Here is a 12,831-nt window from a genome sequence, read left to right as displayed (position 1 = left end):
GGTTTCAGCGCGTGAGCGTGGGGCGGGCGGCGCGCGTGGCAGACGCGCCGTTCAGCTGCCAGTGTTCGACTCCGGTGTTCGACTGCCGGGAGTTCAGTTGTCGGCCGGGAAGAGGGACCGGTTGGCGATGTCGATGATGAACGGGCCGATGTGGGTGGGGTACCGGTCGACGATGGCCTTCTTGTATGCGTCGCCGTCGTCGCCGAGGAGTTCGTGGGCGTCGGTGAGAAGCTGTGTCAGAACCGGTGATCTGTGACGTTCTGCGACCAGTACCGGTCGGTGGATCCGGGTAACGCGGGTCGCAACAGGAACCGGAATCAGCCATGTTGGCCAGCTGTCACTGTTCGGACAGGTTGTCATCGAGCCGGAGATCGGCGGTTCTCTGGGATCAACCAGCCGACTGCCCCACCTTGGATGGCCCAGATCATGTCCAGGTTGTACGCATAGATTTGCGCCCCGAGCGCGGTCAGCCGCGCGTCGCTGATCGGCTCGCTGCTCCCCGCGCCGGTGCCGCTGTCGAACCGTCTCCACATGGTCTCCACAGCGTGGCCCAACTCTACGAAGGTTCCCCCGATCTGGTAGTCGAGGCGTTCTCGGATAGCGATGCCGAAGTACTGCTGGATGAGGGCAAGGTTTCGGTTGATGCTGTCGTTCCACTCGTACAGCACTTGCCGGTAGTCCTCCATACGGGCCTTGGACTGTTCGGAGCGGACGTCGGTGTCGGCGGTGAGGCTCCAGTAAAGAAGCCGAAGCCGATAGAGGCGTTTGTCCAGCAGCCTACTGACTTCCTCGAATACCAGCGTGGCCCGTTCCCGCTCCCGGTCCTGTGTCTGGACACGATGCTGGTGAGCCCAGATGCGTTGTTGGAAGAGAAACCCAGTAGCCCACCCAGCATCGTGGTGAGCAGGAAGCCGGCCGCTACCGGAATCAGCTCTTTCACAAGGTCCGTCCTCACCTGGCAGCTCGCCGCCCGTAACCGAAGACGTTAGCGGCCCGGACGGGCCTAGGCGGCGTCCCTGGAAGGGTAGGCACGTCCAGCATCGGAACCCTCCGGCCGCCCGGATTGGGGATTTCCAGCGTCACCTTAAAGTGATAGCCCATGTACAGATAGTGCTGTGGCTGGTTCTCGGAACGCTTTGCGTCAATATCGGCATTTGGTCTGCTGAACAAGGAGACGGGGGCGGTTATAGGCGTCATCGTTTGATGCGGCTGCGCATGGCGAGGATGGCCAGCGCGAGCAGGACGGGCTCGGTGAAGCGGCTGGCCATCTCCGTGTAGGTTCCCCAGGTAGTGAGGTCCTGACCGCTGGAGCGGAACACGACGGAGTTCAGTACCACTTGCAGGGCCTTGTCGAAGCGTTTCTCGGTGAACCGGTCGCCGACGGGCAGGGTCAGTTGCGGGTCCTGCTTGTCCACGGCCAAAGTCACCCGGCCGCCGCCAGCCGGGACGGTGCCGGTGGCTACCTGCCGGGGAGAGGAATCGGGCACACCGAGCCCCATCATGAGCAGCATCGTGGCTACCACGGCGGCGAGCAGCCAGCCCAGGGCGCGGGAGGCGCGCAGTCCGTAACCGGAGAGCAGCCAGTACCCCCACAGCAGACCGCGTTCGCCGGGCGGGGTGCCGATGCGGTCGTGGCGGCGCATCTCGCACTCGCCGTAGTAGAAGTCTGCGGCACCCGGTTCGTCCTTGCCGTCTTCGTAGGCTTTGCGCAGCTGCCGGTAGAGCGCGGCCACGTCCCCCGGGTCTCGGGTTTGAGGGCGATTAGGGTGCTGTTGTCCGGCGCGCCAGTCGCGGGGTGAGCGTTCCTCGGCCCCGGGCGTGGCGGGTGGGTCGGCTGTCAGCGCGCGCCAGTGGTGTTCCTCGGCCAGGGTGCGCCGACGGGTCCACCGGTACGGCCACACGGAGTGGCGGCGGTGGAGGCCGGTTGGGGTAGAGGCGAAGGTGCATTTGCCTGCCAGGCGGAGTTGGTCAAGATGGAAGGCGCCGAAGAACAAGCAGTCGCTTAGGTCGGTGTCGGCCAAGACTAGGTGTGCGGCATCCACTCCGCGTACCGAGACCAGTCGCACCTTGTCCTCGGAGTCTGCAAGCAGGCTCTCGTCCACCGCCTGAACCCCCGTCCAGGCTGGAGTGGTGAAGGCGCCCGGATGGGCGGTGACCGCCACGGGGAAGTACAGCACCGCATCGCCGAGGTCCACGGTTGCGTAGCGCAAGCGCATGGTCGCCGTAGACTCCCACCGGGTCCTGTCACAGCGCACCGTACGCGCCGCGATTTCCAGGGTCACAGGTGTCTCGAACACCGCACCGGATAGATCTACCACGCCCGCACACACGACTGGCCCGAACGACGACAGCGCCGAAAATCGCGCCTGGCTGAACCGGGCATCGCCGGAGAAGCGCGCCCCGCCGAACCGAGCGGCGCCGGAGAACTGCGTCCGGTCGAACACGGCGAGTCCGGAGAACTGCGCGGTGTCGAACTCGGCGTTACGGGAGAACTGCGTGTCATTGAAAGAGGCCATGCCGGAGAAGTTCACCCCGCTGAACCGGACGTCGGCCGAGAACTGCACCTGGTTGAACCCGATGTTGCCGGTGAAGTCTGCCCCTTCGAAAGCGGCGAAGCCGGAGAACTGCGCCAGGCCAAACGTGGTGCCCGCGCCAAACTCACTGCTGTCGGAGAAGCGCGCCTCGCTGAATCTGGCGTAGCCGTTAAACTTCACCTCGATGAACCAGGCGCCGGCCGAGAACTGGGCACTGTTGAACCGGGCGTCGGCCGAGAACTGGGCCGCAGCGAACTGGGTGATTCCGTCAAAGCGCGCATCGACGAACCGGACGTCTGCCTCAAACTGCGCCAAGCTGAACCAAGTGTCGCGGTTGAACTGTGCCCTGTCGAACCGCGTGTCGCCGGAGAACTGCACCCTGTCGAATGCGGCGGTGTTGGAGAACCGTGCCTCAAACCGGGCGCTGCCGGAGAATCGCGCCTCGCTGAACCAGGCGTCGCCAGAGAACCCCGCCCCTCTGAACCAGGCGTCGCCAGAGAACTGCGCCTCCCTGAACCAGGCGTCGCCGGAGAACTGCGCCTCCCTGAACCAGGCGTCGCCGGAGAACTGCGCCTTGTCGAATCCGGCGTTGCCGGAGAAGTGCGCCCTGTCGAACCGGGCGTCGGCAGGGAACTGCACATCCTTGAACCAGGCGTTGCCGGAGAAGTGTGCCCTGTCGAACCGGGCCTCACTGCCAGCGAACTGCGCCTCGTCGAACCAGACATCGCCGGAGAACTGCACATCGGCGAACCGGGCGGGACCGGAGAACTGCGCCTTGTCGAACCGGGCGGGACCGGAGAACTGCGCCTTGTCGAATCCGGCGTTGCCGGAGAAGTGCGCCCTGTCGAACCGGGCCTCGCCGGAGAACTGCGTCTCGCCGAACCGGGCGGGTCCGGGGAACCGCGCATCCTCGAATCGGGCGGCGCCGAATTGGACTCTTCTGGAGGTGGGGTCGCGGAGGGCTCGGCGGAGGGCGTTGAAAAGATGCGGGGTGAAGCGGGTTCCTCGGTGGTCGATGTCGGCGCCGGGGGCCAAGCTGGCGAGGTAGGCGTCGCAGTCGGTGTGGCTCAGGTGGGCAAGGCACACGGTGTGGCCCGGGACATGGATGCCGATGCAGCCGACGGGGTTGGTGGCGGAGTCCGAGCCGTGTGCGCAGTATGGCCAGGGAGGCGCTGATGGTGCGGGGTCCGGTGGTGTACTCACGGCCTGGGAACTCCGTGCAATCCCCAGGTCCGTTCCCGCTCGGTGGGCTTCAGCCACCACGCTGCTCGTCGTGTCCCCACCAGTTGCTCCTGGCGAATCATTCCCACTTGCTCAGCCATCACCAACGACACCCTGCCACTACGCAGCAAGCCCCGCCGGAAGTTCACGAAACGCTGTACCAGGAGACGACTGCGCAGTCGTGGGGGAGCACATGTGCACATCAGGACAAGGCAGTGGGAGCCAGTCGGATCGTCTGCGGCTGCATCCGGAGGCGTATGGGCGTGGGCTTGCCGGCCGCCTTCACCGGTTCGACGGGGTGGGGCGAAGTGCGCGGTGGTCGGGGAGGTCGGGTGAGGCGGCGGACCATGAGGGTGATGAAGGTCCAGGTGATGTGGGCCTCGCTGTGCGAGATTAGCCGCTCGTAGTCGCGGACGTTTCTTCTGGCTCTCATGATCCACGAGATGGCCCGCTCGACTCGCCACCGCTTGGCGAGGACGGCGAAGCCGTCCTGGTCTTTGCGGCGGGGCACCGTCTTGAGGGTGATGCCGAGGAAGGAGTGGGACCAGTCGACAAGGGTTCCGCCGTAGGCGGAGTCCGCCCAGGCGACGGCGAGTTCGGGATGGACCAGGCGCAGGCGGAACAGCTGGTCGCGGGCGGGGATACTGTCGTGCGGCGAGGCAGCGGTGACCATGACAGCCAAAGCCATGCCGCGCATGTCGACCGCCAGGTGCCGCTTCCTTCCATTGATCAACTTCCCGCCGTCGAAGCCGCGGGTGTCCTGGCCCACCGTCTCCGCGCCCTTGACGGACTGGGAGTCCAGGATCACCGCGACGGTGCGGGGATTGAGGCCGTCGTGAACACGGACCAGCTGGTGCAGCTCGGCGTGGATGCGCGCCAGGTCCCCACTCGCCCGCCACCTTTGAAATAACCCATAAACCGTGCGCCAGGGGATCCCGAAGTCGACGGGAACCGCCCTCCACTTGCACCCATTGTCGTTCACGTACCGTATGGCATCCACCACGTTGCGGCGCGGATGTTTCTCCGGGCGTCCGCCCGTGGGCGACTCGCAGGCCGGGACCGGCAGCAGCGGCTCCAGGACTGCCCATTCGGCGTCCGTGGTGTCACTGGGGTAGCGCCGCTCGCGCACGGCCGGCGGTCGGGTCTCGGTCATCAGCGTTCCATGCGGGTGAGGACTTCGAGGGTGGCCTTGACGCCGCCGAGCTGGTCCAGGACCAGGCGGATCCATTCGTCGTCCGGGGCCTTCTTTGCGTGCGGGGCGATGATCCCGGTGATGAAGTTGGTGACCCGGTGCAGTTCCGTCTGGAAGATCGCCCGCTCGTAGGAGATCCAGACCTCGCTCTCCTCCGACATCTGAAAGCCGTCCCGTCTGCTGTAGGTCACCGGCGGAAGTCCTTCCTTGACCGCGACCTTCCGCAGGAACTTCAAGCCCGCCCAGACCTGCGACGGCGTGCGCTTGGTCGCCCGGCACAACTGCGGAAGCGTCAGCCCCGCCGGCCGCGCCTCCTGCAGAGCCTTGCGTACCGCCTGGCCGTGGACGTGGGCGGGCAGACCCGCCCCCATGGCTACTGGCCCCGCAGCAGCTGGGCGAGCTGTTCGTCGAGGTCCACCTGACCGGTCGCGGCCGCGGTCTCGATCCAGTCGGCCGTCGCGCGGATCTTCTCCAAGTGGTTTTCCAACACCTTCGTCTGGGTCTCGGTGAACTCGTGCCCGCGCAGCTTCGGCACCAGCCGTGCGGCCCCGGCAATGAACCCCTGGCAGACGGCGATCAGATCGGTGAACTCCATCGACTTCCGCCAGCTGCGGACGATGCGGGCCGGGTCCTCGAACGGCTCGCCCTCTTCGTCGGCGAAGGCTTCCTCGTACTCCTCGTCGAACTCGTCGTCATCAAGCCCGGCCTGCTCGAACTGGGCCTCGTTCACGTTGTCCCGGGCCTCGGCATCGCGCATGGCCTTGAACGCCACCTCCGGACGGCGCAGGAAGTCGGTGGCCACCTGCGCCGCCATCGCCTCGTCATCGCGCGCCAGTTCACGGATCACCTCGACCTTCTCCTCGGTGGTGACCGGGACCTGGACCTCCTCGGTCTTCCAGCCCACCACCTTCTTGGCCACCCCCGCACCCCATCGGCGTCGGCCGGTGCGCTCGCTCAGCGGCGGATTCCGGATCAGTTCGAACCGGTCCGGTGCGTGGGCCAGGATCCGGTGCACCTCCCAGGAGACCCCCGCCTGCCGGTGTTCGGCGGGCCACTGCGCGGCCACCCACCGCTGCGTGCGCACGGTATAGAAGGACAGCCCGATCTCGTCTGCGAATAACCGCAGCGACTCCGCCACACCCTGGTCACCCTCGTCGAGCGGCAGGTGACCGCCGTGCCCGCGAAGCGGCTCCAGCTCCAAAGCCGCGTCCCCGAGGCCGAACTGGCAGCGGGTGTCCTCCTCCACCATGTCCAGAGACTCGGCCACCAGCTCGTCGTAACGGCTCCGCGTGACCTTCCCGACCATCTCCACCATTGGGGCCATGGCGCACCACCCAGCGCGGGCCGAAGCGTCGGCGTCCTGCGTCGGCTGCGGAACCCCGGCCCGGCGATGCGCCCAGACTCCACCCTGTACCACCAACATCACCAGACAACGAGCCAACATGGCCGATTCCGGCCCCTATTACGGCCCTAGATGATCGATTCCAAGGGGTCGTGCAGGTCGCCGGTAGCTGGATAGCCTGCCAGGATGTCCTCGGTGAACCTGCGTCACTCAGTCCGTGGGGTCGTCCTCGATGAGGGCGACCGCATCCTGCTGTGCCGCTTCGCCATTCCCAAGCCGACCGGCACGGTGGTCGTGTGGGCGGCTCCTGGTGGCGGTATCGAGCGCGGCGAGACGCCGCTTGCCGCGCTACGTCGCGAGTTGCACGAAGAGGTAGGGCTGGCCGTCGATACGGACCCGCCACATGTGTGGCACCAGCAGGTCGTCGCCCCCGGACACGCGGCAGGCTACGACGGAGTAATCAACGACTATTTCCTTGTCCGCACCGCATCGTTCCCTCCACGCGGAGCGATGTCCGACGACGAACTCGCCGCCGAGAACATCGATGGCTTCCGCTGGTGGCGCCTTCGGGATATCGCGGACTACCGCGGTTCTGAACTGTTCTCACCCCGCGACCTCGCCACACCGTTGGCGGCGCTGATCGCCGAAGGCGTTCCGGCCACACCGGTGCCGCTCGGCCTGTGAGCCTCGCACCCGATGCTCGGACGCAGCCCCGGCCGCTGACGGGAACCTGCAGATCGCCTGCACACATGAGGCGAGGGAGCCCAACGTCAGTGTGTGAAGACAGAGCTGGACTCCCTCGCGACCGCACTTTACGTGAAGATCGACGACCTGCTGAAGGACTCACCCCATCTCGCACCGTAGCGGCCGGCCGTGGGGATCGCCCCGAAGCTCACCGACGCCGAACTGGTCACCGTGGCGATGATGCAGGCCATGCTCGGCTTCACCTCCGAGGCCCGGTGGCTCCGCCACGCCCGTTCCCACCTGCGGAATCTCTTCCCGTACTTGCCCCAGCAGCCCGGCTACAACAAGCGTCTACGCAAGGCCGCCGACCTGCTCCGCCAGGTCACCCGGCTGCTGGCCACCGACACCAGTGTGTGGAGCGATGACGTATGGATCGTGGACTCCACGCCGGTTGAATGCGGCCGTTCACGCGAGACCGTCGAACGCTCCGACCTGGCCGGATGGGCCGAGTACGGCTACTGCGCCAGCCACAGCCGCTTCTTCTGGGGCCTGCGCCTGCATCTGGTGTGCACCCTTCAGGGCCTGCCCGTCGCCTTCGCCCTGACCGGGGCCAAGGCCGACGAACGCGAGACCCTGCTGGACCTCCTCTCCGCCGAACCCGGCCTCGTCGCCGCACGTCCTGCTCAGACACTGATCGGCGACAAGAACTACTTCGGCCGCGACTTCGAACAACAACTGGCTGAACAGGACATCCGGCTACTGCGGCCAGCTCGAAAGGGCGAGCCAGAGCGTCCCGGAGCACCGCTGTTCAAGCCATTGCGGCAGGTCATCGAGTCGGTCAACCAGACCTTCAAGGGCCAACTCGATCTCGAACAGCACCGAGCACGCACGCCCGGCGGTGTCATCGCCCGCGTCATACAACGGATCCTCGCCCTGATCGCCGCCATCTGGCACAACGACCACACCGTACAGCCCGTCCTACGCCACTGGCGGCCTACGATCACTGACCCCTTGGAATCGATCATCTAGCCCTTTCCGGCGAGCCGGGCTGCTGGGGCTATCTGATTGGGTCTGGCGGAATCTCGTGACGGTCACGGTCGTGTAGTCCTCGGCGCCATGCTTAGCAGCGGGAATGCCCTGGCCATAGGGGATCTTTCCGCGTTGAAGGACGTACTGTTCCCGGATGCGGTGGGGATGGTGCTGGACCGCCGCCAGGGCTGGGACGCGGTCCTCGCCAGTATGACGCTGACGTGCAGCTTCGGCATCGAGGGCCACATCAACCGTTTAAGACGATCAAGCAGCAGATGTACGGCCGCGGATCCTTCCATCTACTCCGCACCCGCGTCCACTTGCGATCATGACCGCCTGCCATTGCCTGATCTCCCCAACAAGCCACTCACGATGGCACGTTGAGGTATTTCCTGACATTGCAACTTCAGACAGACTTGCTGCATGTTAGCCACACTATTGCCGGGAGTACGGGAGATTCGCACTCCTCTCACTGTGGGGTATACGTGGTTGATCGTGCTGTGGCTCGCTGTCGGCTATCGCGTGCCCGAGCCAGGCAGTGCACACGGGGTCCTGGCTGATGTGTACCGGCTGGCACACGCCGCAGGGCTCATCGCGGCGGGAATTGCCATCAGCGTGGCCGCTTACATCCTCGGTGTGATCGCCACCCAGCTCGGTCTGAGCGCCACATACGCGGTCGGGGCCGCTCTGCGTCGCACTCGGATAGCCCCCATAACCCCTGGCCATCACCGAGCAAACCAAGGCAACAAGGCACTCAACTACGTGGTTGTTAGCCGACTCGCGGAGCGCTTCGGCCATGACGCTGCGTTCCGCAGCCAACTCCTTGACCAGCTGATGGCCGATCCCCCTGCAAATCTACCGAATCGAACAAGGGCCGAGTGGGAGCACCGCGCACTCGCTGACCGCTGGACTCGCCACTGGGTTGTCCGCCGGGTGGTCGATGCCGAGACGCTGGCCGATCAATTGGAGGCGGACAGCTACAACATCATCCTGCGCCTGCGCGGCTCATCGGAGCCTGTCGCGCTGGAACACGACCGGCTCCAGTCCGAAGGCGACTTCCGTATCGCGATGTTCAGCCCCCTGGCCGCGGCTTGCGTCATCCTGGCGATCCGCTGGAACCCCTGGTGTCTGCTGGCCCTGCCGTTCCTGATTACCTTGATCTATGTCGGGGTGGCTTCGCGTACGGAAGCGGAGCGAGGTGTCGCCGAGGCGTTGGCAGCCGGACAGGTGAACGATCCATCCCTGGCACGGTTGGACGCAATTCCTATACCGCTACGGGCTGGCGGTAACACTCTGATCGCCAGCGACAGCGCCGCCGATACACCTGACCCAGGCGATCCTGATGACACTCTGGCAACGCCAGGGTAGGGAAAGCGACGTCCTTCATGGCCGTCGTAACCGCGGCGGACGCCTTTGGCGCTCCAGCGCGGTGATACGGAGGGGCGTGCGGCAAGCCCTTGGCCGGGCGGAGGCATCCCTCATCGGGATCCTCTTCCTCCGCGTCGCTGTCGGCGGCGCGGAGGAAGAGGAGGGGTAAGGCGGCCGGTCAGTCGTAGGCCTGCGCCGGGTTTCCTCTGGCACCGCACTGGTGGACATCATGAGCAGGACGTCATTACAGAGCGTAACTGATCACCGGTTCTGACACAGCTTCTGAGCTTGGCGTTTATCCTCGGCGGGCGTGGTGTTCCTTGATCGATTCAGCACGTTTGACCGTCTTGCCGACGTCGTGACGTGTGGCCCGCTGCCTGTTCTTCGAGCCGGGAGGCCGTCCCGGTCCCGGCTTGGACGGTTTCGGTGCGGCTGACGGACGGGCCGGAGGCTGTCGCACGGCTCCTGCCCGGTGAAGGTCAAGAGCGATTCTTGGGCATGTGATTGATGAGCTTGTTGATGTTGTGCACCGTGCCGAGGAGCTTGATCTCGGCGTCCACCGCCTGGCGGCCTCGGTAGTTGAGATGTCGTCCGAAGCGTTGGAAGATCTGGGCGAATCCCGGCTCGACCAGGGCACTGCGTTGACGGTACTGGGCCCGTCCTGTCGGGGTGGCGAGACGGGCCGCCATGTCCTGCTGGCCGACAGGAGCCTGCTGACGTTTCGCGGGAAAGCCTGCCTGGTCGGCATCGCTGGTGACCGAGACCAGTAGCGGGAGGTCGGCGAGGGCCTCGAAGGACGCGGCGGAGGCGTATCCGCTGTCGGCGAGCCAGAGTTGGATGTCGCCGGGGAGCCGTGCGGCCTGGTGATTGTGCTGGGTCTTCTTCACCATCGGAACGAGGGCCGTCCTGTCCGAGGGATTGTCGTGCGCTTCGATGGCCAGCAGGAATTGACGGCGGGCGCACACGATCTGGATGTTGTATCCCTGCAGGTAGCCGCCGCGTTTGCCGGGAATCAGTCTGGAGTCGGGATCGCTCAGGCAGGCACGGGACTCCGGCGAGGGTGCCGGTCGGGGTGTGCGGGCCCGCTCCAGCCAGGTACGCATCTTCACCAGTCGCGTTCGCTGGCGAACGAGGACGGTCTTGTGCTCCATCGGGACCGGCGGCCGTCCGTTCGCGCCACGACGTCCTGCCGCCCGGTCCTCTCGGACGCGGAGCTCGTACTTCTTCAGCTTCTCCTGGTGAGCCTCGCTCTCGGCGGCCAGGCGCTTTTCCGCGCGGGCCACCACCCGCTCGGCGGCTTCGACTTTGATCCGGATCTCGGTGGGTGAAGGCATAGCCCGTTCATGCAGTCTGTCCCTGGCCAGGTAGGCGCGGGTGAGCCGGTCGCACAGCCGGGACAGGCGAGGCCAGTTGTCGCACGCGTCATCGCCATCGCCCTGTGCTGCCGAGCCGTCGGCCTCGACGCTCAGCGCGTGGTCGACTACATCCTCCATCAGCGCGTGGATCTCTTTCTCGCACTGGGAGATGGTCTCCTCCAGGCGCTGGAGCCGCTGGTTGGCGTCACGAGAGGCGTTCGCCTCCATCGGTGAGCCGTCCACGGCCACCGCCGAAAGATCGACCAGGCCACGTCGGCCGCACAGCGACAACACCTGCACGAACAGCGAGTTCAAGGCGGCACGGTGCCGTCGGACGAACCGCGCGATGGTGGAGTGGTCCACTCGCCGGTTCGCGGTGATGATTCGGCAGCCCGCGTCGTCCCAGCAAGCCTGCTCGATGCGACGGGAGGAACGCACTCCCTTGCTGTAGCAGTACAGGAGCAACGCAATCAGGCTCGCGGGAGGGTAGGCCGCCCCGCCCCGCCCGTCGTCACGGTAGCTGTTCTCGAACGCCGACAGGTCAAGCAGCTCGACGACGTCGAGCACCTTCCAGCACAGGTGCTCGGGCGGCAGCCACTCCCGCACATCCCGCGGCATCTCAAGATCACGTTCACGGTCGCCCGACAAGAAGTTCCGCCCCACCAGCCAAGAGTCCGGCGTCTCCCTGATCCCTGGAACCGAACAACGAATCGCTCTTGACCTTCACCGGGCAGGAGCCGTGCGACAGCCTCGCCGTCGTCGCGCGGACGTTGCGAAACCCCCGGCGGACGCGGGCGGGGGTGAGGCGGCGGGGTGCGGCGGGTCGCTCCCAGGGACGGCGCAGGTCCTCGGTGAGTGGGCGGGCGAGGCGGAGCTGGGTGTGGGCGGCGATGATGAGCCAGGTCCACAGATCGGCGCTGTCGGCGTGGCGGACCTTCGGTGCCGTCCAGCCGAGGGTCTGCTTCAGGAGCCTGAAGGTGTGTTCCAGGTCGAATCTGCGGAGGAAGGACCGCCACCAGCGGTCCACGTCCGCCGGTGTTGCGGTGGTGGCTGAGCACCACAGCCAGACCGGTTTCGGGGCGCGGTCGCCGGGCAGGCGCTCGACCTGTAGGCGGATCAACGTGCCGTGCAGGATGGGCAGTTCCTCGTGCGCATGGTCCAGCCATGGGCCTCGGTGGGTGAGCCTGGGGTGCATCCGGGCCCAGGCGATTGTCTCGGCCTTGCCGTAGCGGGTGGTGTCCGTGACCGTTGTGACGTCGGGTTCGTGCCAGCTTTCAGGCTTGGCGAAGGTGAGGACGCCGCCGTGCCGGCGGGGCCGCCCGCCCTTCGGGCCGGAACGGGTCGGGCCCGGGTCGCGGAGCATCACCCGGTCCGAGCGCAGGCGCCCGAGCAGCATCACCGGTAGGTCGGCCAGGGCGTGGGAGAGGTAAGTGACGTCGTAGCCGGCGTCCACCACGATGAGGATGTCCGGGTCACCCGGCCGCCAGTGCCCGGCATGCGTCAACCGCTTGACGACATCGCGCAGTTGGGCGGAGGTGACGGCGGTCGCGTCGTCGGCGGGCCCCAGGCGCACGGCGTCCAGCAGGGCGACCCAGGAGGTGCGGCCGGACTCCAGCGCGGCCACGAAAGAGTACGGCCAGCCCGGCACGAACTGGTCCGTCTTGCGGTCACCACGTCCGTAGACGTGGCAGAACAGCCGGTCGTCGCTGGTCGGGGCATCGGGACGGAGCCAGTTGCTCACGTCCACGGCCAGCACGATCCGCCCGTCGGCCGCCTTCGGCAGCGGCAGGCTGGCCAGCGTGCGGCGCAACCGCGTCGGCTCCAGCCAACCGCGGTCCAATGCCGCGTACAAGGCACCGTGCCCGCGACGGTGCTCGACCGCCAGCGACAGCTCGACCAGCGTCTTCACCGGCCCGTCCGCGCACAGCACCGCGTCAGTGAGCTCGAAGAGCGCATCCGAGCGAGCGTAGAGGCATTCGTAGAACTCGACCCGAAAGCGGGACAACACGTCCAACGCCTCGCCCGCGGGCGCATCAGCAGACAGACTCATACACAGCGGCCGTTCTCTTGCACTTCGTGACTCGACATCTCGAAGCGTGGAGAACG

General features: G+C 66.4%; 8 protein-coding genes and 4 pseudogenes. 3 read left to right on the top strand and 9 right to left on the bottom strand.

Annotation, left to right across the window (positions count from 1 at the left end):
* Window positions 1-93: 93 nt before the first annotated feature.
* The 6 genes and pseudogenes from P1P70_RS29555 to P1P70_RS29530 all read right to left on the bottom strand — a co-directional run.
* A pseudogene (locus tag P1P70_RS29555) lies at window positions 94-228 on the bottom strand (MBL fold metallo-hydrolase); the annotation flags it as partial.
* Between the two features lie 128 nt (window positions 229-356).
* Window positions 357-686 carry a hypothetical protein gene (locus P1P70_RS29550; protein ID WP_319243079.1) on the bottom strand — a complete coding sequence of 110 codons (330 nt, stop codon included), beginning with the start codon at window positions 684-686 and terminating at the stop codon, window positions 357-359.
* A 507-nt stretch (window positions 687-1,193) separates the two neighbouring features.
* Window positions 1,194-3,569 carry a pentapeptide repeat-containing protein gene (locus P1P70_RS29545; RefSeq protein WP_319243078.1) on the bottom strand — a complete coding sequence of 792 codons (2,376 nt, stop codon included), beginning with the start codon at window positions 3,567-3,569 and terminating at the stop codon, window positions 1,194-1,196.
* 388 nt (window positions 3,570-3,957) lie between these two features.
* Window positions 3,958-4,908 (bottom strand): IS5 family transposase, encoded by a 951-nt coding sequence (locus P1P70_RS29540; RefSeq protein WP_413471568.1) that lies wholly within the window; start codon window positions 4,906-4,908, stop codon window positions 3,958-3,960.
* Window positions 4,908-5,318, bottom strand: a complete 411-nt coding sequence (locus P1P70_RS29535) for a hypothetical protein (protein WP_319243076.1) — start codon at window positions 5,316-5,318, stop codon at window positions 4,908-4,910. The genes P1P70_RS29540 and P1P70_RS29535 overlap by 1 nt, the downstream gene beginning before the upstream one ends.
* 2 nt (window positions 5,319-5,320) lie before the next feature.
* A complete protein-coding gene (locus tag P1P70_RS29530) occupies window positions 5,321-6,271 on the bottom strand; it encodes a DUF6192 family protein (RefSeq protein WP_319243073.1) in 951 nt (316 codons plus the stop codon).
* A gap of 204 nt (window positions 6,272-6,475) precedes the next feature.
* Between P1P70_RS29530 and P1P70_RS29525 the strand changes: the two genes are divergently transcribed.
* From P1P70_RS29525 to P1P70_RS29515, 3 genes and pseudogenes are all read left to right on the top strand, one after another.
* Entirely contained in the window at window positions 6,476-6,973 is a 498-nt protein-coding gene (locus tag P1P70_RS29525; protein ID WP_319243070.1) for an NUDIX domain-containing protein, read from the top strand.
* A gap of 93 nt (window positions 6,974-7,066) precedes the next feature.
* A pseudogene (locus tag P1P70_RS29520) lies at window positions 7,067-7,980 on the top strand (IS982 family transposase).
* A 511-nt stretch (window positions 7,981-8,491) separates the two neighbouring features.
* Window positions 8,492-9,370, top strand: coding sequence for a hypothetical protein (locus tag P1P70_RS29515; protein WP_319243069.1), 879 nt, complete (start codon window positions 8,492-8,494; stop codon window positions 9,368-9,370).
* Between the two features lie 295 nt (window positions 9,371-9,665).
* On the opposite strand, the pseudogene P1P70_RS45885 reads toward P1P70_RS29515, so the two are convergent.
* From P1P70_RS45885 to P1P70_RS29505, 3 genes and pseudogenes are all read right to left on the bottom strand, one after another.
* Window positions 9,666-9,809 (bottom strand): annotated as a pseudogene (locus tag P1P70_RS45885) (transposase); the annotation flags it as partial.
* 40 nt (window positions 9,810-9,849) lie between these two features.
* Window positions 9,850-11,343 carry a transposase gene (locus P1P70_RS29510; protein ID WP_319243067.1) on the bottom strand — a complete coding sequence of 498 codons (1,494 nt, stop codon included), beginning with the start codon at window positions 11,341-11,343 and terminating at the stop codon, window positions 9,850-9,852.
* A 79-nt stretch (window positions 11,344-11,422) separates the two neighbouring features.
* A pseudogene (locus P1P70_RS29505) lies at window positions 11,423-12,775 on the bottom strand (NF041680 family putative transposase); the annotation flags it as partial.
* Window positions 12,776-12,831: the final 56 nt, after the last annotated feature.

Source organism: Streptomyces sp. MB09-02B (assembly GCF_033794485.1).
Taxonomy (GTDB): Bacteria; Actinomycetota; Actinomycetes; order Streptomycetales; family Streptomycetaceae; genus Streptomyces.
This window is presented reverse-complemented; position numbering and strand designations above follow the sequence as displayed.

Coding starts and splice junctions, on each gene's coding strand:
- P1P70_RS29550 (WP_319243079.1), bottom strand. CDS start 686: ATGGAGGACTACCGGCAAGTGCTGTACGAGTGGAACGACAGCATCAAC.
- P1P70_RS29540 (WP_413471568.1), bottom strand. CDS start 4,908: ATGACCGAGACCCGACCGCCGGCCGTGCGCGAGCGGCGCTACCCCAGT.
- P1P70_RS29535 (WP_319243076.1), bottom strand. CDS start 5,318: ATGGGGGCGGGTCTGCCCGCCCACGTCCACGGCCAGGCGGTACGCAAG.
- P1P70_RS29530 (WP_319243073.1), bottom strand. CDS start 6,271: ATGGCCCCAATGGTGGAGATGGTCGGGAAGGTCACGCGGAGCCGTTAC.
- P1P70_RS29525 (WP_319243070.1), top strand. CDS start 6,476: ATGTCCTCGGTGAACCTGCGTCACTCAGTCCGTGGGGTCGTCCTCGAT.
- P1P70_RS29510 (WP_319243067.1), bottom strand. CDS start 11,343: ATGCCGCGGGATGTGCGGGAGTGGCTGCCGCCCGAGCACCTGTGCTGG.